The 19,208-nt window shown below is 67.6% G+C and carries 19 protein-coding genes; 9 read left to right on the plus strand and 10 right to left on the minus strand.

All coding sequences use genetic code 11. The features are described from left to right. The 5 genes from VGK32_06040 to VGK32_06060 are packed head-to-tail and all read left to right on the plus strand — an operon-like array spanning position 1 to position 3,466. A complete protein-coding gene (locus VGK32_06040; GenBank protein ID HEY3381310.1) occupies positions 1 to 456 on the plus strand; it encodes a hypothetical protein in 456 nt (151 codons plus the stop codon). Continuing rightward, positions 449 to 1,729 (plus strand): beta-ketoacyl-[acyl-carrier-protein] synthase family protein, encoded by a 1,281-nt coding sequence (locus tag VGK32_06045; protein ID HEY3381311.1) that lies wholly within the window; start codon positions 449 to 451, stop codon positions 1,727 to 1,729. The genes VGK32_06040 and VGK32_06045 overlap by 8 nt, the downstream gene beginning before the upstream one ends. Before the next feature lie 15 nt (positions 1,730 to 1,744). Further along, positions 1,745 to 2,002 (plus strand): phosphopantetheine-binding protein, encoded by a 258-nt coding sequence (locus VGK32_06050; protein ID HEY3381312.1) that lies wholly within the window; start codon positions 1,745 to 1,747, stop codon positions 2,000 to 2,002. Positions 2,003 to 2,010: 8 nt separating this feature from the next. Continuing rightward, on the plus strand, positions 2,011 to 2,760 hold the full coding sequence (locus VGK32_06055; protein ID HEY3381313.1) for a lysophospholipid acyltransferase family protein: 750 nt from the start codon (positions 2,011 to 2,013) through the stop codon (positions 2,758 to 2,760). Then, complete coding sequence (locus tag VGK32_06060) at positions 2,735 to 3,466, plus strand: 4'-phosphopantetheinyl transferase superfamily protein (protein ID HEY3381314.1); 732 nt, start codon at positions 2,735 to 2,737, stop codon at positions 3,464 to 3,466. Before VGK32_06055 ends, VGK32_06060 begins: the two co-directional genes overlap by 26 nt. 54 nt (positions 3,467 to 3,520) lie before the next feature. Here VGK32_06060 and VGK32_06065 read toward each other — a convergent pair whose 3' ends face one another. Together VGK32_06065 and VGK32_06070 are read right to left on the minus strand one after the other, a co-directional pair. Further along, complete coding sequence (locus tag VGK32_06065) at positions 3,521 to 3,703, minus strand: hypothetical protein (GenBank protein ID HEY3381315.1); 183 nt, start codon at positions 3,701 to 3,703, stop codon at positions 3,521 to 3,523. Between the two features lie 43 nt (positions 3,704 to 3,746). Further along, the gene (locus VGK32_06070; GenBank protein ID HEY3381316.1) at positions 3,747 to 4,967 is read right to left on the minus strand and encodes a hypothetical protein; all 1,221 of its coding nucleotides are present in this window, start codon (positions 4,965 to 4,967) and stop codon (positions 3,747 to 3,749) included. A 538-nt stretch (positions 4,968 to 5,505) separates the two neighbouring features. Between VGK32_06070 and VGK32_06075 the strand changes: the two genes are divergently transcribed. After that, positions 5,506 to 7,593, plus strand: a complete 2,088-nt coding sequence (locus VGK32_06075; protein HEY3381317.1) for a [Fe-Fe] hydrogenase large subunit C-terminal domain-containing protein — start codon at positions 5,506 to 5,508, stop codon at positions 7,591 to 7,593. Positions 7,594 to 7,713: 120 nt separating this feature from the next. Further along, a complete protein-coding gene (locus VGK32_06080) occupies positions 7,714 to 8,457 on the plus strand; it encodes a HAMP domain-containing sensor histidine kinase (protein ID HEY3381318.1) in 744 nt (247 codons plus the stop codon). Here VGK32_06080 and VGK32_06085 read toward each other — a convergent pair. Genes VGK32_06085 through VGK32_06120 form a run of 8 tightly spaced genes read right to left on the minus strand, consistent with a single transcriptional unit; the run spans position 8,440 to position 16,901 of the window. Further along, positions 8,440 to 8,907 (minus strand): hydrogenase maturation protease, encoded by a 468-nt coding sequence (locus tag VGK32_06085; protein ID HEY3381319.1) that lies wholly within the window; start codon positions 8,905 to 8,907, stop codon positions 8,440 to 8,442. The genes VGK32_06080 and VGK32_06085 overlap by 18 nt on opposite strands. Beyond that, positions 8,904 to 10,091, minus strand: coding sequence for a 4Fe-4S dicluster domain-containing protein (locus VGK32_06090; protein ID HEY3381320.1), 1,188 nt, complete (start codon positions 10,089 to 10,091; stop codon positions 8,904 to 8,906). Before VGK32_06090 ends, VGK32_06085 begins: the two co-directional genes overlap by 4 nt. Before the next feature lie 2 nt (positions 10,092 to 10,093). Beyond that, positions 10,094 to 10,405 (minus strand): hypothetical protein, encoded by a 312-nt coding sequence (locus tag VGK32_06095; protein HEY3381321.1) that lies wholly within the window; start codon positions 10,403 to 10,405, stop codon positions 10,094 to 10,096. Between the two features lie 26 nt (positions 10,406 to 10,431). Beyond that, entirely contained in the window at positions 10,432 to 11,748 is a 1,317-nt protein-coding gene (locus VGK32_06100; protein ID HEY3381322.1) for a CoB--CoM heterodisulfide reductase iron-sulfur subunit A family protein, read from the minus strand. A gap of 29 nt (positions 11,749 to 11,777) precedes the next feature. Beyond that, a complete protein-coding gene (locus tag VGK32_06105) occupies positions 11,778 to 13,292 on the minus strand; it encodes a Ni/Fe hydrogenase subunit alpha (protein HEY3381323.1) in 1,515 nt (504 codons plus the stop codon). A 29-nt stretch (positions 13,293 to 13,321) separates the two neighbouring features. After that, a complete protein-coding gene (locus tag VGK32_06110) occupies positions 13,322 to 14,314 on the minus strand; it encodes a hypothetical protein (GenBank protein ID HEY3381324.1) in 993 nt (330 codons plus the stop codon). Continuing rightward, a complete protein-coding gene (locus tag VGK32_06115; GenBank protein HEY3381325.1) occupies positions 14,311 to 14,826 on the minus strand; it encodes a hydrogenase iron-sulfur subunit in 516 nt (171 codons plus the stop codon). The genes VGK32_06110 and VGK32_06115 overlap by 4 nt, the downstream gene beginning before the upstream one ends. Positions 14,827 to 14,843: 17 nt before the next feature. Continuing rightward, positions 14,844 to 16,901 (minus strand): CoB--CoM heterodisulfide reductase iron-sulfur subunit A family protein, encoded by a 2,058-nt coding sequence (locus tag VGK32_06120; GenBank protein HEY3381326.1) that lies wholly within the window; start codon positions 16,899 to 16,901, stop codon positions 14,844 to 14,846. Between the two features lie 531 nt (positions 16,902 to 17,432). Between VGK32_06120 and VGK32_06125 the strand changes: the two genes are divergently transcribed. Both VGK32_06125 and VGK32_06130 read left to right on the plus strand, forming a co-directional pair. Next, positions 17,433 to 18,440, plus strand: a complete 1,008-nt coding sequence (locus VGK32_06125; protein ID HEY3381327.1) for an endonuclease/exonuclease/phosphatase family protein — start codon at positions 17,433 to 17,435, stop codon at positions 18,438 to 18,440. 104 nt (positions 18,441 to 18,544) lie between these two features. Further along, positions 18,545 to 19,174 (plus strand): hypothetical protein, encoded by a 630-nt coding sequence (locus VGK32_06130; GenBank protein HEY3381328.1) that lies wholly within the window; start codon positions 18,545 to 18,547, stop codon positions 19,172 to 19,174. Positions 19,175 to 19,208 lie beyond the last annotated feature (34 nt).

The raw sequence follows: 19,208 nt of genomic DNA on the forward strand, positions 1-19,208 counted from the left end.
ATGGAATTGACCCCGACCCAGATCCTCGAACTCCTTCCGCAGCAGCGGCCGTTCCGCTTCGTGGATGAGATTCTCGAGGTGGGCGAGCAGCGGATCGCCGGGCGCTATACGTTTCGGGAGGACGAGTGGTTCTACGCGGGCCACTTTCCGGGGCGGCCGATTACGCCCGGTGTGATCCTGCTCGAGTCGATGTGCCAGGTCGGCGTGGTGGCGCTCGGGATCTACCTCTTCGCGTTGGAGCACTCGCTCCAGGAGGCTCGCGACTGGACGACGCTCTTCGTGGACGCGGAGTCGGAGTTCGTGCGATCGGTGCTGCCCGGCGAGACGGTGACGATTCGCGCGGAGCGGATCTTCTGGAGGCGGAACAAGCTGCGCGCCCGGATCGAGATGTTCGCGGCCGACGGCACGCTCGTGGCCCAGACCACGGCATCGGGATTGGGAGTAAGAAATGGCTGAACGGGTCGTGGTCACGGGAATGGGCGTCGTCGCGGCGAACGCGCACGGCCTCGAGGCGTTCGAACAGGCGCTGCGGACCGGGCGATCGGGCATCACGTTCCACGAGAAGCTGCGCGACCTCGGGTTTGCCTGCCAGGTGGGCGGGATTCCCGACATCAGCGACGAGCTGAAGCACGAGTACTTCACCGAAGAGTCGCTGCGCGCGCTGAACAGCAGCATGGTCTACGCCGGCATCGCCGCAATCGACTGCTGGCGCGATGCCGGTTTCGTGGTGCCGGAGCCCGGGTCCGACGAGGTTGACTGGAATACCGGCGCGATCGTCGGCACCGGGATCGGCGGCGTGGACACGGTCGGCGACTGGGTCGTGCCCCGAGTGAACGAGGGCAAGGTTCGGCGCCTCGGCAGCACGACGGTCGAGCAGACGATGGCGAGTTCGGTGAGCGCGTGCGTCGGGGGCTTCCTGGCGCTTGGCGGACAGGTGACGACCAACAGCAGCGCCTGCACCACGGGGACGGAAGCGGTCGTGGAGGCGTTCCACAAGATTCGGGAAGGGCGCGCGGTGCGGATCCTCGCCGGCGGGGCCGAAGGGTGCTCACACTACATCTGGGCCGGGTTCGACGCGATGCGCGTGCTGGCGCGCCAGTCGAACGACAAGCCCGAGGCCGCGTCGCGGCCGATGAGCGCCACGGCCGGCGGGTTCGTGCCCTCGTCGGGCGCCGGGCTGCTGATGGTGGAGAGCCTGTCGTCGGCAAGGGCCAGGGGCGCACGCATCTACGCCGAGATTCTCGGTGGCCACGTGAACTGCGGCGGCCAACGCGGCGGCGGGAGCATGACCGCGCCGAACCCGGAAGGGGCGAAGCGGTGCGTGCTTGCGGCACTCGCGATTGGTGGCGTGGCGCCGGAACGCGTCGAAGCGATCAACGGGCACCTCACCGCCACGATGGCCGATCCGCTGGAAGTCGGCACGTGGGCGCGGGCGCTCGGTCGGCAGCCCGGGAACTTCCCGTGGATCAGCTCGACCAAGTCGCTCGTCGGACACGGCCTCGGCGCCGCCGGCGGCATCGAATCGGTGGCGTCGGTGCTGCAGGTGAGCCGCGGGTTCGTGCACGGGTCGATCAACTGCGAGGACGTGCACCCGGACATCGAGCCGTATGCCGCGCACATTCCGCACCAGACCATCGACGTGTCGCCGCGCGTGCTCGCCAAGGCCAGCTTCGGCTTCGGCGACGTGAACGGCTGCCTCATCTTCGGCAAGTGGGAGAATGGTCAATAAGGCAGGGAGAAACGCATGGATACCACGACTGCATTTGGCAAGGTCCTCGGCATCATCAAGCCGTTCGTGAAGAACGCGACGGCGTTCACCTCTGCGAGCGACGGCACGCGGATCATCGAGGACCTCGGTGTGAACTCGGCGCGCCTGGTGGACATCATCCTGGCGTTCGAGGACGAGTTCGGCATCCAGGTGGATGACGAGGCGGCCGATCGCGTGCGGACGCTCGGCGACGCGGTCCAGATGATCGTGCAGAAGACCGCGCCGGCGCACTGACGACCGCCGTGTTGTCAACCAGACAGCGCCTGGTGCTGCGGGTGCAGGAGGCAGTGTGCCAGACATGCGTCCTCCTCACCTATTACAGCATTCGGGCGTGGATGCGCGTTCGGGGGTACCGGGTTCCCGACCTGAGGCCGGTACGCGCCGAGTTCGCGGCTCTCGTCGGCGATCGGCGTGGACCGCTGCTGGTGTGCGCCAATCACCTCACGTTGATCGACTCGCTGGTCATCCAGTGGGCGCTCGTGCCGGGCTGGCGTTTGTTCGTACGGCCGGAGTGGTTCTTCTGGAACCTCCCGGACAAGTACAACATGTCGATCAACCTGTTCGTGCGGCTGCTGGGGTACTTCGGCAAATGCGTGCTGGTCCGGCGACAGGGACCGCCAGAGGAAGCGCGCCAGGCGCTCGACAAGGTGAAGTTCCTGCTGGCTCGCGGCCAGTCGGTGCTGGTGTTCCCCGAGGGCGGACGCAGCCGGCTGGGGCGCGTGGACACCACGAACTTCGTGTACGGCGTGGGCCGGATGGTACAGGAATCGCCGGCCGCCCGTGTGCTGTGCGTCTTCGCGCGAGGTTTCGGACAGCGCGCCTACAGCGCGTACCCGCACGCCGGGGAATCGTTCTTCGTGCGCATGAAGTGGGCGGCGCCGAAGACGACGTTCCAGGGGATGCGCGCCGATCGCGACCTGGCGACGCAGATCGTCCGGCAGTTGAGCGAGATGGAGCAGGAGTACTTTGAGAACGCGATCCTGGATCGGTAACGACATCGTCGATCTCGCCGAGCCCGGCGTGGCGGGCAAGGAGCGGGACCGGCGGTTCATGGACCGGGTGTTCACGCCCGAAGAGCGCGAGCGGATCCTCGCCGCCGCGGCGCCGACGCTGGCGCTGTGGAAGGCGTGGACCGCCAAGGAGACCGCGTTCAAGATCGCGAGCAAGTGGCGCGAAGGCGTGATCTTCGCGCATCGGAAGTTCGAGGTCGGCCCGGAACCGCCCGCGGACGCCGGCCGCGTGGTCGCGCCCGGCAGCCTGGCCGAGTGGGTGAGCGTGCGGTTCGAGGATCTCGACATCCGCGTGCGCTGGGAGATGGCGCGCGACTACATCCACTGCATCGGCCAGCTCGCGCGCCGCGAAGGCTCTGGCCTGGCGGTCGGTGTGGAGGTGCCGCGCGGTCCGCGGCAACTGCTCGCCGGCATACTCCACGAATGCCAGCCGCTCGGCGGCGTCCTCAGTTGCGCCGAGCAGGCATCCGTCCACTCGACCGCCTCGGAACGCGCCCGTCTGCTGGCCCGCCGCCTCATGGATCGCTGGGACCTCCAGGGCGCCGAAATCCTCCGACTCTGGCGCGCGTGGGGATGGAGCCCGCCCGTCATCGCCCAGGAAGGCCAGCCGGTCGCCGGCTTCGACGTCAGCCTCTCGCACGATGGCCGCTTCGTCGCCGCCGCGCTGGCGGGGCCGGTCTCGACCTGAGCTCGCGCGGACAGGCGCGACGGATCGCGGTGTTGAATTCCCGGACAACGAGGTCTACCGCGGAGACGGCTCCAATATCCGCAGACCCGGGATGTCGGCGAAGTCCCTCGGATTGAGGGTCCAGAGTGCCGCCTCCTGGGCGCGCAATTCTTCGGCGTGGCGGGGGCCGCGCAGCCACTCGTAGAGGACGAGCGTCGACAACGACACGCGCTCGCCCCGTTCGATGACCGCGCGCATCGCCGATGCCGACCGCCCGCCGCATCGCCGTCCCCTCCTCGCATCACATCCCGAACGACTTCAGCTTGCCGAGCAACTCCCCGAGATCGAACCTGGTGCCCACGACGAACCGAAGGTCCGCGTCGCCCTTGAAGCCCCGCCTGACGTTCGCGTCGAAGCCCACCTGGAATGGCGCGTCCGGCAGCTTCAGTCGCCCCTCGACCGCCAGGCGCCACTCGGTGCCGAACGACTCCCACTTGCCGGCCGTCACATGGAGATAGCTGATGAGTTCCGGCGCGGTGTCCGGAGTCTGGTTGAGGCGGTAGTGGCCCAGGCCGACGCCGAACGACCAGAACTTGTAGACGCTGGTGTCGGTCGCCTTGCCTTGATCCTGGCCGACGATGGTGCTGATGCCGAACTTGGCGACGGGTGCGACAAACAGCGCGTTGCGCTGGTGATCGTGCGTCCACGCCCAGGCATCCGAGTAGAGCGGCGCGTAGATGCCGACCTGGATCGTGGCGGCCTTGCGCGAATCCACGAAGCCGGCCGCTGTGGAAGAGGACGAGGTCGTCGCGCCGGTCTTTGCCGCCGTCGATGGGGGGGCCGCAGCCGTCGCCTGCGGCACGACCGGAACCGCCGTGAGCCGGGTGTCGAAGAACGTGTTCAACTGCCTGAACGACAACCTGCCGCTTGGTCCTCCCTCGCACGCGTTTCCACCCTTGCGCCTCTCTCCGCCCTCGCATGGCTGTCCGCGGCTTGGGTTCTGCCCGGAGGCGCCGCGCTCCCGTCCCGATTTCTCGAGCGCGTACGGGTCCGCGGCCTGCCACCAATTCTTGTCCAGCGTGAACGACAGCACCAGATCCTGACGCGAGAAGTCCTCGGCATCGTTCGAGAAGACCACGCCTCCCGTGAAGTAGGCGTGCACGCGGCCCCAGTCGCCGGACGTGGCGACCGGATACTGGTAGGGCGTGCTGACGGGCGTGTCGCCGTCGAACACCTCGACCTCCACAACCTGGCCGGCCATCAGCGGCTGCGGGAACTGCGCCGCGAAGATCGCCGTGTCCTTGTCGACGTTCGCCACTACCCGCTGATAGAACACGGCCGTGGTGGTCGGATCGCTCTTCCGGTCCTGAGGAGGCCGCACGATCACCACCACGGTCCGCTTCTTCTGAGCGGCCTCCGGACTCGCGGGAGACTGCCCGGCTGTCTTGGCCGAATTGTCGGTTCTGGCCGCCTCCTTCGCCTCTGTCGGCTTCTTCAGGACCGGGCTCACGTGCCCGCTCACCGACCGCGCCCCCTCCCGCAGGGGAATCTGCAGCTCAACTACGGCAGACTTCGTGTCGTCGACCGTAGCACCTGCGCCCGACGAGGCTGCAACGCACAACACGAGGATCAAGATGACGCCGGATGCACGAGAACGTCGCCGACGACACGCAGCACATCTCATGGAACCTCCTGGTCGCTCGACGTGGCCGCCTGCGGCCGGTGGACGGAGCGCACGCGCTGTCCGGGCGCACGCAGGCGCACCACGGGACAACGTCGCAAGGAGAGGATGCTCGGGCCGAGAATACTCCCCCAGCGGCCCGCCGGTTGCACACAAAGCGACGAGCGTACGGCCAGCGATCGCGCCCGTCGCGTCCGGTCCCTTCGTTTCAAGTCCATCCATTCCACCAAACGGATCCACGCGGCTACAGTCTGGACGACGGCTCGATCACAACACCTGCATTGGCTGCGGTCAGTGCCTCGACAAGTGCACGCACCACGCCCGTCGAGCCCTGGATGATTCGGAGCGGTTCTTCTCCGATCTGGCCGCCGGTGTGCCGATGGTCGCAATCGTCGCGCCGGCTGTCGCAGCGGTGTTCCCCGGTGAATGGCTTCGGCTGAACGACTGGCTCCGTAAACTCGGGGTCGCCGCGGCATTCGACGTGAGTTTTGGCGCCGAACTCACCGTCAAGTCCTACCTGGAACACATCGCCGCCAATCGCCCGAAGGCCGTCATCGCGCAGCCGTGTCCGGCCCTGGTCACCTGGATCGAGCTGTTCAAGCCCGAGCTGATTCCGCATCTGGCGCCCGCCGACAGCCCGATGATCCACACCGCGAAGATGGTGCGGCGCTTCTATCCTCGGTACCAGGGCCACCGGATCGTCGTCCTCAGCCCGTGCGTCGCGAAGCGGCGCGAATTCGACGAGGTCGGCATCGGCGACTACAACGTCACCTTCACCTCGGTGGTCGCGCGGCTGGAACGAGATGGCCGCCGCCTCACGGAGTTCCCGGAGACGGACTACGACAACCCGCCCGCCGAACGTGCGGTCCTCTTCTCGACGCCCGGCGGATTGCTCGAGACCGCAAAACGCTGGAACCCCGACGTGGGCACCATCGCCCGGAAGATCGAAGGTCCTCACAGCGTCTACCGATACCTCGAGCACCTCCCCGAGTCGCTTCGGGAAGGCGTGAACCCGTTGTTGATCGATTGCCTGAACTGCGAGTTGGGATGCAACGGCGGCCCCGGCACCCCGAACCGCACCGTTTCCCAGGACAAGGTGGAGGCGGCGGTTGCGAGCCGCGCGCGAACGATGCGCGACCGGTACGCGGCCGAATGCGGCGGGTCGTCACAGGAGGCCCAGCACGCCGCCGTTCTGGTGCAGATCGACAAGCACTGGGAACCCGGTCTCTACGGCCGCACCTACACGGATCGCAGTTCGAACGCCCGGTGGCGCCGGCCGAGCGAACAGGAAGTGCAGGCGATCTACCGCGCGCTCGAGAAGGTCGACGACCGGGACGTGCTCGACTGCGGCAGTTGTGGGTACGGCAGTTGTCGCGAGATGGCAGTTGCCCTGCACAACGGCTTGAATCGCCCGGAGAACTGCCGGCTCCTCAAACAGCGACGCGCGGCGCGCGCGGTGGAAGATGGCGCGGCCGGCGTCAAGCGGCTCGGCGACCAGGCACAGGAGTTGAGCGTCGCCGTCCAACAGGTCGGTGGTGCCGTCTCGCGCATCGAGCACACGGCGCAGCAGGCCCTCACCGACGCCCACAAGGGCCACCAGGCGGCGGTGCGGGTGGCCGACGCGGTTCGTGTGCTCGCCGAGGCCGGCGGAGCGATCGCGGGCTTCTCGACGACGGTGCAGCGAATCGCGGCGCAGACGCGGCTGCTCGCGTTGAATGCGACGATTGAAGCCGCGCGCGCCGGCGAGGCCGGGAGGGGCTTCGCTGTCGTCGCGAGCGAGGTGAAGGAACTCGCGGGCGCGTCTGCAGGAGCGGCCACCGAGATCGCCCGGCGCGTCGAAGAGATCCAACTGGGTTCGACCGCGGCCGGACGGCTCGTCGACGAGTTGGCGTCGGCCACCAACAGCATCACGTCCTCGCAGAGCGCCATCGCGTCCGACGTGGCAGACCAGGCGCGCGTGCTCCGCGAGATGAACGACGATGTGGCTGCCCTGGCGCAGGAAGCCGACTGCCAGCCTTCCTTCCTCCAGCCGCCAACCGCCCGCCGGTCCGATGACGAACCGTTCCTGCGCCCCCTCTTGTCACAGACGCCCGCAAACACCGGCGAGTTGCGCCAACGGGCACCCGCGCGTAGGATCAGGCTGAACAAAGAGGAGAATGGGCATGGCCACGATCCTGATGATCGACGACGACGCCGACCTCGTGGCGGCAGCGAAGATCGTGCTGGAGGCGAAGGGGCACGCCTTTCACGCGGCGCCGAATGGCGAGGTCGGCCTGCGGCGCGTGAAGGAGATCAGCCCGGACCTGATCATCCTCGACGTGATGATGGACCGCTATACGGAGGGCTTTCGCGTGTCCCAGTTGCTGCGCGATCCCGCGGAGACCTCCGAGTACGCCGCCTACCGACAGGTGCCGATCCTGGTGCTGACCTCGATCCACCGGACCACACCGTATCGCTTCGGTCCTGACGAGAAATCACTGCCGGTGGACGCGTTCCTCGAGAAGCCGACCCCCCCGGATCGGCTGCTGGCCACGATCGACGAGTTGCTGCGCAAGGTGCCGGCACGTCGGTAGGTCGAGGTGCGCGCATGGCCACATCCACGCCGGCGATCCGGAGCCGCGACCGTGACGGCGCCGTTGGCGAAATGGCCCGGTTCATCCGCATCGTGGCCCACGACCTCCGTGCGCCGGTGACGGTCACGAGGACGATGCTGTCGGTGCTGGCGCAGGGCTACGCCGGGCCGCTCGGCCCGCCCCAGGCCGACCTGGTTGGCCGTGTCGAACGCCGCCTCGAGTTCCTGCAGACGCTGATTGACGATCTGCTCGATCTGGCGTCGGCCCAGGTCCGGCTGGAGGACGACGTCGAGCGTCGCTGCCGCGGCTCGGCCCTCGATGATCGCGTCAGCAGCGCCTGCGCTCGTATCGAGGCGGCGGCGCGCGAGACACGCACCGCGCTCCACTGCGGCACGTGTCCGGAGCCGGTCGTCGTCGCGGCCGAGCCCGACGAACTCGACCTCGTGCTGGACAACCTCCTGAGCAATGCCGTGAAGTACGCCCCCGGTGGTGAGGTGCGCGTGTCGGTGGCCCGGTCGGACGACGTCGGACGACTCGTCGTCGCCGACGACGGCATCGGCATCCCCGAGGGGGCGCATCCCAGGTTGTTCGAGGGATTCTTTCGCGCGGCCAACGCGAAGGCCATCGAGCCGCAGGGCACTGGCCTGGGCCTGGCCATCGTGAAGGCCGTCGTCGACCGTCGCGGCGGCACGATCGACGTGGAGAGCACCGAAGGCGAGGGAACCACGGTCACCCTTCGGCTACCGCTCGGCGTGTAGCCGGTCGTGGATCGTCCGCGCGAGGCGTGGGACGGCGGCGGCGACGTCGGGGAACAGGCCTTCCTCGATTCGCAGCGTGTCGGCCGCCTGGATTCCGTAGATCTCGACGGTTTGCGGCATCGGCACGCCCGAGACGCGCGCAAACTCGAAGGCGTCAGCCAGCGTGATGTCGTGGGCGCCGACCAGCCGTGCCGCGCCGGGGACCCGCTCCATCGTCAGCTCACGGATCTCTCCTGGAACCCCTCCAGGCACGTCGAGGCAGTCCACGATCACGGCGTGATCCGCGCCGGCCAGCAGGTCGATCAGTTCGAAGCCTGCGCGCGTGCTGGTCAGGACGCGAACTCCCGGTACTGGATCATCGGTGAGCAGCCGCTCGACCTCCTCCGCCACGCGCAATCCAACGGCATCGTCGTAGCGCAGCGGGTTGCCCAGGCCGAGGACGATGGTCATCGGGCAACCGCATGGGCGTGGCGCGTCACCGGCGCGGGGGCCGGCTGACTGGCCTGCGCGGTCTCGCGCACCGAGACGAGGTACTGGGCCACCGGCCGATACGCCAGGTGGTTCCACTTGCCGAAGGGGACCTCGACCACGAGCATGGGTACGGCGATCATCAGGTGTACGACGTAGAGGATGTACGTCGGCCATGGCAGGTCGAGCAGCCGCACGGCGTGGAGCGCGATCCCCGAGAGTGCGGTCATGAACAGCAGGACGAGGAACATCCAGTCGGAGAAGTGGGAGAACCGATGATCTTGCTCATCCTTCTTCAGACGGCTGCGCATCGCCAGCAGCGTGACGCCGAGCAGGACCGCCGTGGCGTAGTAGCCGAAGATGGCGGTGTAGTGGAACTCCGCGCCCTCCCTCTGGAAGGCCGGCAGGAAGACGATGACCAGCAGGAACATCGTGGCGTAACCGGTGACGAGCAGGAAATGGCGGAGCCATCGACCGCGCGCGTCGTTGTCGCACTGGAGCCACCGCTTTTGCGTGGCGCCGTGGACGAGGATCTCGTAGGCCTTGCCGAGCCAGATCGACGCCGGTGTCTTCAGGCTGCCGTACCCCTTGCGGACGAAGAGCACCATGCGAAGCGCATTGATGCCGAGGAGCAGGCCGAGCAGGCCGGCAAGCGCCCAGTCGGCGTAGTGGACGACGCCGGTCGGCGCGAACAGGTCGAGGCGCACGTGTTCGAGCGCGCTGGTATTGATCGCCGAGAAGCCGAACGATGCGCCCAGCCAGCCGGGCACCAGGAAGAGAGCCAGGACGAAGAGCGCGACGACGGCCAGGAGACCGACCTCCCAGGCCTCCGAGAGGTAGAGCCGTTTCGACAGGCCCGTCCAATCGTACTTGCTGACGAGCCATCGTCTCGTGGCCATCATCAGCTCGCCCGGCTCGGCGTCGCGCGGGCAGGTCGACGAGCAGGTGCCGCAGTAGTAGCAGAGCCACGGCTCGGGCGATTCGAGCAATCGGTCCGAGAGCCCGACCTGCAGGTAGCGGATGATCTTCCGGGGGAACACGGTATCCCCTTTCGAGAGCCCGCAGACGGCCGTGCAGTTGCCGCAACTGAAGCACCGGCCCAGCGTGTCGCCGCCGAACGCGGCCAGTTCGGAGGAGAGGGCCGGGTCCATTCGGTAGTGCTGCATGGTCAGGCTCCCTTCAGCGTGTAGAGCAGGTATCCGTTCTGCTCGGGGCCGTCGAGCACCTCGCCGTATCGTCGCATCGCCATCAGGTGCCACATCACGATCGGCGCCGGCAGGTTGCATTCCTTGGTGAGCTGCGGCACGGTGCGAGGGCCGTTCCTCAGCGCCGCCCGCAAGGCCTTGTAGACCTTCTGCTGCTCGTTGAAGTACTCCTTGAGTTCCTTCGAGATGCCGCCCCTCCACTCGCGGAGGCTGTCGATTGGCCGTTTCGCCTTTGGCGCTGCGGCGGGCGTCGGGGTCGTCGTTTCGGGGCTCATCGTCGTTCCTCCGAGGGGGAGCTGTCTCACACCGCCACGGCGACCGGGCGCGACGAGCGCCACCGGTAGCGCTTGAGGTAGTTGGCGGCGGCCATAGCCGCCTCGCCGGCCTCGACGATCGCGTCGGGGATGTCCTTGGGACCCGCGGCGACACCGCACACGAACGCGCCCGGCATCGTCGTGAAGGAGGGATTGAGCTTGATCTCCGGCGTCTGGACGAAGCCGTCGGCGGCTTCCTCGATGTCGATGACGCCCGCGGCATGCCACGCCGGGATGAGCCCCTGGCTGAGCACGACCAGATCGTAGCGGTGCTCGTCCACGCGCCCACCCTCGTCGAGCAACTCGACACGCAGCAGCAGGTCGAAGTTCTCGACCTCGGTGATGCGCGCCACCTTGCCCTTGACCACCTTGACGCCCTCGGTGACGGCGCGCCGGTAGAACTGCTCGTAGCCCTTGCCGAAGGCGCGGATGTCCATGTAGTAGAGCGCGACGTCGACGTCGTGGATGTAGTGGCGGAGCAGCAACGCCTGCTTGAGCGCGTACATACAGCAGACGCGCGAGCAGTACGGCACGCCGAGCGATCGGTCGCGGCTGCCCGCGCACTGAATGTAGGCGATCGACTTCGGGATCTTGCCGTCGGCCGGGCGCAGGACGCGCCCGTAGGGCCCGTTGCTCGACTGGATCCGTTCCATCGCGAGCGGGCTCATGACATTGGGCAGCGTGCCGCCGTACTCCGGCTTGGCGCCCATGGACAGGATCTCGAGGCCGGTCGCGACGATCACCGTGCCGACGTCCACGGTGACCATGCGCGCCTCGGCGGTGAAATCGAGGCAGTTGGTCGGGCAGACCTTCTCGCACTTTCCGCAGAAGATGCAGTGTTCGACGTCGAGCACCGCCTTCTGTGGAATGGCGTTGCCGTGCGGGATGTAGATGGCGCGGCGCGCGCCGAGGCCGTAGTCGAATTCGTGCGGCACCTCGATGGGGCACGCCAGCTCGCACTCGTCGCATCCGATGCAGGTCTCCTCGTGCAGGTAGCGCGGCTTGCACTCGAGCTCCGCGCGGAAGCCCGAACCCACCGGCTCGACCTGGCGCACCTCGGTGTAGGTCTGCAGACGGATGCGCGGGTGGTGCGCCGATTCCGCCATGCGAGGCGTGCAGATGCAACTCGAGCAGTCGAGCGTGGGGAACACCTTGTTCAACCCCACCATGACGCCGCCAATCGACGGCGTCCGCTCCACGAGCAGCACCTCGAATCCCTGCTCGCCGAGGTCGAGCGCCGCCTGCATACCTGCGATGCCGCCGCCGATGACGAGCGCGTCGTACCGGTCCCGGATATCAGCCATCGTCGTTGCTCCGCCCGGCAAGCCGGGTCTCACGCTCTTGTCGTGGTTGACAGCACCGTTCCGCCACAATCCCGCACGCGCACGACCATCGGCATCTGGCCCGGCAGGCTGTGCGTGGCGCAGCCGAAGCACGGGTCGTAGGCTCGAAACGACATCTCGATCATGTTCAGCACGCCCTCGGTGATGTCGCTGCCCTTGCGGATCAGTCCCTGCGCCGCCTTCTTGATCGACATGCAGATGGCCGCGTGGTTGTTGGTGGTGCCGACAACCAGGTTCGCCTTGCGGATGATGCCGTTCTCGTCGGTGACGTAGTGGTGGACGAGCGTGCCGCGCGGCGCCTCGACGATTCCGACTCCTTCGGTGGGCGTGTCGTGCGGGATCACGCGGTAGTTCTCGGGATGCGTCAGCTCCGGATGACGCACCAGTTCGAGCGCCCGCTCGGCCGCGTTGACCATTTCGACGACCCGCGCCCAGTGAATGGCCAGGGTGTGGTGCACCATCCGATGGCCGCTGCGGTCGCCGGTCAGCGTCTCGAAGTACTCCTCGTACGCCTCCTGGGCCAGCGGCGTGCTCATCGCGTCGGCCACGTTGAGCCGCGCCTGCGGCGTGGCGCGGTAGACGCCCGACTGCTTGCCGTCCACGAATCCCTTCCAGCCAACCTGCGTGAGGTAGGGGAACTTGAGGTAGCTCCAGGGCTCGACCCGCTCGGCGATGTACTTCGCGTAGTCGCGCGGCGCGTACTTGCACAGCTCGTGGCCTTCCGGATCCACGACGCGCACCTTCCCGTCGTAGAAGTTCGTCCGGTTCTTGTCGTCCACGAGGCCCATCGAGTAGGTCTCGTGGTAGTAGGGGCCGTGGAGGATCAGATCCACGTACTCGGCGTTGGCGAGCACCAGGTCGTGCAGGACCTTGAGCGTGAACTTCGAGAACTCGAGCAGGTAGCGGGCGATTTCCTCGAGGCGATCCCGTTCCGACGCGGTGATCGGCTTGGAGACGCCGCCCGGAATGGCGTTCTCGGGGTTGACCGGCCGGCCGCCGAAAATTGCCGCCGCCTCGTGCCCCCACTTGCGCGCCTGGATGACCTGCTGGCCCACGCCGACGCCGAGTTTGCGGATGACGCCGATCAGGTTGCGCTCGGCCGGGTTGCTCGAGGGGCCCATCACGAAGTCGGGCGCCGCGAGGGCGTAGAAGTGCGTCGCGTGGTCGGTGACGTAGAAGATGTCGTACTGCAGCTCGCGGATGAGGCGCGCCGTCAGCGGAAGCGAGATCTTGTACACGGCGTCGCACGCCTTGGCCGAGGCCATCAGGTGCGCCTCCGGACAGACGCCGCAGATCCGCGGCGTGATGCGGGGCATCTCCTCGACGGGTCGGCCCTCGCAGAACTTCTCGAAGCCGCGCAGTTCGGGCACCTGGAAGAAGCAGTCGGCGACCTCGCCGTCGGCGTCCAGGAAGATGTCGATCTTGCCGTGCCCCTCGAGCCGCGTGATCGGGTCGATGCTGATCCGCCGGGTCGGGCCGGCGGAGGTCGTTGCCGGGATGGTCATCGTTCGCTCCTCGTGCCGCATGGTCCGTGCTACCGGCGCGCCTTGAGGGCGCTCGACGCCAGGCTGAACCGGTAGAAGGTGCCGGTCGGGTCGACGATCTCGTCCACGACTTCGCGCGCGCGGTCCTCGGTGACCGCGTCGATGACCGATCCGAGGGCGCTCAGCATCGCCGTGCCCTGGTCGGACGACAGGCCGGCGCTGCCGTAGCACCCGCGGCAGGTCATCTCGGCCTTCGGGCACTGTGCGCCGCAACCGCTGCGCGTCGAGGCGCCGAGACAGACGAACCCCTGCTCGAGCAGGCACCAGTTGGGTTCCGGAACGGCCATGTGCGGCCGCTTGAACGCCTTGATGCGGGTCTTGCGCTTCTCGCGCGGGCACTCATCGCACACCGAGCGGTTGTCGCAGCCGACGCGCACGGCGCTGTTCCGCGCCGGCACCTCGCCCGCGACGACCGCCTGCAGGACCTTCCACACCTGCGCCCCCACCGGAGGGCATCCGGGGATCTGGTAGTCCACGTCGACGATGTCGCCCAGGCGGAGGACCTGCGGGTACATCCCGGGCAGGTCGAGCTCGCCCAGCGGCGTGGCCCACTGCGTCTTGGGTTCGACGTGGCCGGGATTGTGGAGTGTCGGGTTGCTGTGGTAGACCGCGTCGTAGATCTCGCGCGGGCTCTTCAGGTTGGCGAGCGCCGGGATGCCGCCATCCATGGCGCAGGCGCCATAGGCGACCAGCGTCCGGCTCTTGCGCCGGAGCAGGCGCGCCAGTCGCTCGTGCTCGGAACTCCGGATGCCACCATTGAAGAGGCAGACGTCGATGTACCCGTCCGGGTAGTCTGCCACCGTGCGGTACTTGAAGTCGGCCGCGCACGGCCAGAACACGATGTCGGCCACCTCGATCAATTCCAGAAGGTGCTCGCCAATCTCGAGCAGCGAGATGTCGCAGCCGCCGCAGCTCGACGCCCAGTGCATGCCGACCCGCAGTTTGCCGGGTTGGCGGTCGATCTCGGCACCATTCGTGGTCATGCCCGGTCTCCCCACGGCTGAAGGTCCTGGCCGTGCCCGACGCCGCGCTCGTACATCCGCCGGGGCCAGTCGAGCGGGCCGACCTGACAGACCTGCTCGGTCACCTGACGCACGAGCTTCGCGAACTTGTCACCCTCGGCCGCGCTCACCCACTCGTGGACGAACCGTTCGGGCTCGATGCCGAAGTCCTGGAGGACGCGCGACACCAGCGGCATCCGTGCCATCGTCTTGTGGTTGCCGGCGATGTAGTGGCAATCGCCGATGTGGCAGCCGCACACCATGACGCCGTCGGCGCCCCGGGCGAACGCCGTCATGATCAGATCGGGATCGATCCGGCCCGAGCACATCACCCGGATGATGTCCACGTTGGCCGGGTACTTGAGGCGCGCCGTGCCGGCGTTGTCGGCGCCGGTGTACGAGCACCAGTAGCAGAGAAATGCGATGATGCGAGGCTCCCACGCCTGGGACGTCCCGGTCTCGGCGGGGGGCTGCACCGACTCTCCCTGACTCATGAGCGGCTCTCCCTTCGTCAGACCTCCGCGCAGACCGGGGCCTGGTCGCGCGCGACAGCGGGCCCGAGGAGCACCTCGAGCTCGGATCGCACTTGCTGATCGTTGAAGCCGGCCTGCTGGATCGCGGTGCTCGGGCAGGTGGCGGCGCACGTGCCGCAGCCGGTGCAGAGCGCCTCGCTCACCGTCGCGAGGCCGCGCGCCTCGTCGCGCGTGATCGCATCGTAGGGGCAGACGGTCAGGCACGTCTGGCAGCCGGTGCACGCGTCCTCGTCCACGCAGGCGATGAACGGGTCCATCTCCACCTGACCCTGGGCGATCATGGCGGCCGCCTTCGACGCGGCTGCGGACGCCGCGGCGCACGCCTCGGTGATGTCCATCGGTCCCTGGCAGCAGCCGGCGAGGAAGACGCCCGACACCGCCAGTTCGACCGGCCGCAGCTTCGGATGCACCTCCAGCAGGAAGCTGTCGTAGCCCACGGCGCACGAGTACATCGTCACGAGCTCGCTGATGTCGTGCGGCACGACGCCGGTGGCGAGCACAAGAAGATCGAGCGGCACCTCAATCGGGAGACCGTCGGTCAGCAGGTCCTTGGTCCGGACGACCAGCGGCCACGCGCCCCCACGGTCCTTGTCCACGCGCGGTGGGTGCATCGGGCTGTACCGCACGAAGAGCACGCCCAGCTCGGATGCCCGTTCGTAGTACTCCTCGTGTCCGCGGCCGTAGGTCCGCATGTCCTGGTAGAACGACGTGATGTGGGATTCGGGGAAGCGCTCCTTGAGCGCAACGGCCGCGTGCATCGCCGCCGTGCAGCACGTGCGGGCGCAGTAGTCCTTCACCTTTCCGTCGGGCTGGGGCGCATTCACGCCCTCGATCTGTCGGGCGCCCACGCAGTGGAGGAAGCCGATCCGCACCGGCTTGTGGCTGTCGAACGGCAGCGCGCCGGCCGTCGGTCCCTCCGGGTCGAGCATCCGGTGGAGCTGCTGGAGCGTGATGACCTTGGGGAAGATGCCGTAGCCGTACTCGCCAAACAGCGGCTCGTACGGGTCGTAGCCGGTCGCGAGGATGATGACGCCCGAGTGAAGGGTCACCTCTCGCGGCTTCGCGTCGAGGTTGATGCCCTTGCCGCCCACTGCCGCCACGCACTTGCCGCACTTGGTGCAGGTATGCCAGTCGATCGCCGGGATCGGCGGGAAGCAGCCCGGGTACGGCATGTAGATCGCCTTGCGGCGGCTCAGGGCGAAGTCGAATTCGCTGATCGTCTCCTCCGGGCAGGCGGCAATCGCGTTGCCCGGGTACGTGAGACGCTCGTCCACGCCGCGCGCGTCGATCTTGATCTTCGTCTTGAAGTCGCCGACGACGCCTTCCGAATCCACGACGTGGGCGCCGGTGAGCACGGTGATGAGCGGATGCCTCACCACGTCGTGGACCAGGTCGCAGAGCAGCGGCCTGGCCTCCTCGCCGGTCGGGAAGATGTTCCACAACTGCGCCATGCGACCACCGAGGAACGGACGCTTCTCGATGAGGGTGACCTTCATGCCGCGTTCGGCGAGATCGCGTGCCGCCATCAGGCCGGCGACCCCGCCGCCGATGACGAGGGCGGCCGGGTGGATTGGGATGCGCCGCTTGTCGAGTGGAACCAGAAGGCGCACACGACTCACCGCCGCCCGGACGAGGCGCGAGGCCTTGGCGGTGGCTGCCTCCTTGTCCTCGATCACCCACGAGACGTGCTCGCGGATGTTCACGTGCTCGAACAGGTACTGGTTCAGGCCCGCCCGCTCGACCGCCCGGCGGAAGGTGATCTGATGGAGCGTGGGCGAGCAGGCCGCGACGACGACACGCGTCAGACCGTGCTCCCGGATCTTCTGCTCGATCAGCGCCTGCCCGGGATCCGAGCAGTTGAACATGTGCGTCGTCGCCAGGACGACGTCCGGCATCCGCGCGGCCTCCTCGGCCACGCGCCTGACGTCCACGACGTCCGAGATGTTGCCGCCGCAGTGGCACACGAACACCCCGACGCGCGGGGCCTGGACCGCCGGCGTCGATTCGCTCGCGGCCGAATCGGTCGCGTCGAACATGGTCGGATCTCCTCGAGGACGGGTGTGTGTGCACACACGTCGTCCCATGGCTGATCACAGTGGTTGTGTCCGGTGAGAGAGCGCAGGCCGGGAGGAGGCTGCGGGCGGAATCGGGGATTCAATAAGAGAGCAGGGGCGGCAACATTCGCCGACCCGACATCACCCGCCGCGCCACGTCAGCGCCGAGCGCTGGCACACACCGTCGACCAACCCCGAAACCGTGAACGGAACCCTGGTTCGAACCGCCGAGTCGCACTGGCCGCCGAACGTCGCTGGATACCCGTCGATGGAACCCACGGAGTCGAATGTGTCGTCGAGTGCTTTCGCGCTCGTGGCAGGGCGGCGGTCGCCGAATGCCGCCCGTAGTGTTCACCGGAATGGAAAGGGTGTCAAGGTGGTGTTGCTCGGGCGATCTCCACGCGGCTTGCGTCACGGACCTGGTGTCGGCGATACTCGATGTTCCTCCCGGAGTGGCCGCTACTCGACCGTTCCGCAGTGGCTGGACTTCAACGCCCGCTGACAACCCTGACCATGGCGTGGTTGAGTCGCATCGCGATCGTCGTTGTTCTGACCCCGCTGTTCGTCGTGTTCATCCGCCACGACGGTCCCCAGTACACGATGGCCGTTGCCCTGCAGTCGTGGAGCAAGCCGTATTTCAACGTCGAGCCTTACCGCGCGACGCCCAATTGCGACGGGGCCGCGGACTGCGAGACCGGCACGCTGAAGGTCATGACCTACAACGTCATGTGTCGCGTCTGCCAGGTGGCCAACTACGACACGTGGGATGAGCGCTGGCCACACCTCGAGGACGTGATCGCGAAGTACGACGCCGACCTCCTCGGCCTGCAGGAGCTTGGCGGCTACGGCGACATCGACCGAGTCGTGAAGGCCTTTCCTCAGTACGCGTACGAGACCTACAGGTTCGGGCCGTGGACCGACGGCGACGCCGCGTTGTTCTACAGGCGCGACCGATTCGACCTTCTCGACGCCGGCCAGATGTGGCTCAGCCCGAAGCCCGCGCTGCCCTTCGCGCACAACTGGAAGACGTTGTCGGTGCCGCGCTATGTCAACTGGGTCTATCTGCGGCAGAAGCGGAACGGGTTCCGGTTCCTGTTCGTCAATACCCACTTCGACAACAACGGCACCAACAAGGAACCCTCCGCCGCGTTGTTCGCGCGGACTTTCCGGTCCGTCGCCGAATCGACGCCGATCATCGCGACCGGCGACTTCAACACCGGGCAGCGTGACGACCGCTACAAGACGCTTCTCGGCGTAGCGGACGGCGGCGCGGTGTTCAAGGACACGATGGATCTCGCGCCAGCCCAGTTGCTCTGCACGGCCATCCCGTCCGGCATGACGGCCGAGGACGTCCACATCCATGCCGATCTGCCGTGGACCGTCGACCACGTCCTCCTGGCCGGCCCCGTGGAGGCCACCGTCACGTCCTGGGTACAGGACGCGACCGTGTACGGACCCCAGAAACGCTGGCCCTCCGACCATCCCTCCGTCTTCGCGCACCTCAATATCCGCATGCGTTGAGCGCCGACGACGCGTAACCACTCCCACGCGGGAGATCCGCCCGCCCTGACGCTGCCGAGGGGCCTCGATCAGTTCGCGTTCACGCTCACCAAGGACGATCGAAAATGAACGCCGTGCTTCCGCTGTTGGTCCTGGCGGGCCTCGCGTCGGGCACGCCCGAGGCGGGTCCCGGGCCCGCACCCGCCACGGCGCGCCGGTTCATCGTCGTGGTCATCCTCCGTCAGCCGCGTGTGAATGAACTGGACGGTGCACTCGAAACCCTGAAGGGACGCGTGCTGGCGGCCAGACGATCGGCCGGCGGGGCGGCGGTGCGGACCGAGGTGTTCTTCTACTATTCAGGCCATGCCGATGAGAAGAGTGTATTGCTCGGCAACGACAGGCTGTCGTACACGACGCTTCGGCAGGACCTCGAGACGATTCCCGCCGACGAGGCCGCGCAGGAATCCGAGCGGCTGGGCGGCAGTTTCTTCACCCACTACCTGATCTCCGGCATGCGCGGCGCCGCCGATCTGTCCGGCGACGGCAGGGTGACGTTGAACGAGGTCTCTACAGGTGAATCCCTGGCCTCCTCGCGGGAAGGTCGCTCGACAAGACCGCCGGTCGGCCTGGTCGCAGCGTGGAACTGGAGCGACAGGCCCGACACGGTGATCGGTTACGCCAGCCGCGACCGCGGCGGCGAGATCGCCTTCACCACCGGTTGGATGTGGGGACGTCCCTCCCACCGTCGACACTGAGAGGGTCGGGAGCCTCTGCTGCCATGCGGGCTCG

This window comes from Vicinamibacterales bacterium (genome assembly GCA_036504215.1).
Lineage (GTDB): Bacteria > Acidobacteriota > Vicinamibacteria > Vicinamibacterales > Fen-181 > FEN-299.

What these genes read in the sequence shown, in the direction of transcription:
- VGK32_06090 (HEY3381320.1), bottom strand. Translation starts at nt 10,091, where the DNA reads ATGCAGCACTACCGAATGGACCCGGCCCTCTCCTCCGAACTGGCCGCG.
- VGK32_06100 (HEY3381322.1), bottom strand. Translation starts at nt 11,748, where the DNA reads ATGGCTGATATCCGGGACCGGTACGACGCGCTCGTCATCGGCGGCGGC.
- VGK32_06130 (HEY3381328.1), top strand. Translation starts at nt 18,545, where the DNA reads ATGAACGCCGTGCTTCCGCTGTTGGTCCTGGCGGGCCTCGCGTCGGGC.
- VGK32_06075 (HEY3381317.1), top strand. Translation starts at nt 5,506, where the DNA reads ATGGTCGCAATCGTCGCGCCGGCTGTCGCAGCGGTGTTCCCCGGTGAA.
- VGK32_06095 (HEY3381321.1), bottom strand. Translation starts at nt 10,405, where the DNA reads ATGAGCCCCGAAACGACGACCCCGACGCCCGCCGCAGCGCCAAAGGCG.
- VGK32_06045 (HEY3381311.1), top strand. Translation starts at nt 449, where the DNA reads ATGGCTGAACGGGTCGTGGTCACGGGAATGGGCGTCGTCGCGGCGAAC.
- VGK32_06115 (HEY3381325.1), bottom strand. Translation starts at nt 14,826, where the DNA reads ATGAGTCAGGGAGAGTCGGTGCAGCCCCCCGCCGAGACCGGGACGTCC.
- VGK32_06120 (HEY3381326.1), bottom strand. Translation starts at nt 16,901, where the DNA reads ATGTTCGACGCGACCGATTCGGCCGCGAGCGAATCGACGCCGGCGGTC.
- VGK32_06040 (HEY3381310.1), top strand. Translation starts at nt 1, where the DNA reads ATGGAATTGACCCCGACCCAGATCCTCGAACTCCTTCCGCAGCAGCGG.
- VGK32_06080 (HEY3381318.1), top strand. Translation starts at nt 7,714, where the DNA reads ATGGCCACATCCACGCCGGCGATCCGGAGCCGCGACCGTGACGGCGCC.
- VGK32_06105 (HEY3381323.1), bottom strand. Translation starts at nt 13,292, where the DNA reads ATGACCATCCCGGCAACGACCTCCGCCGGCCCGACCCGGCGGATCAGC.
- VGK32_06085 (HEY3381319.1), bottom strand. Translation starts at nt 8,907, where the DNA reads ATGACCATCGTCCTCGGCCTGGGCAACCCGCTGCGCTACGACGATGCC.
- VGK32_06110 (HEY3381324.1), bottom strand. Translation starts at nt 14,314, where the DNA reads ATGACCACGAATGGTGCCGAGATCGACCGCCAACCCGGCAAACTGCGG.
- VGK32_06125 (HEY3381327.1), top strand. Translation starts at nt 17,433, where the DNA reads ATGGCGTGGTTGAGTCGCATCGCGATCGTCGTTGTTCTGACCCCGCTG.
- VGK32_06050 (HEY3381312.1), top strand. Translation starts at nt 1,745, where the DNA reads ATGGATACCACGACTGCATTTGGCAAGGTCCTCGGCATCATCAAGCCG.
- VGK32_06065 (HEY3381315.1), bottom strand. Translation starts at nt 3,703, where the DNA reads ATGCGCGCGGTCATCGAACGGGGCGAGCGCGTGTCGTTGTCGACGCTC.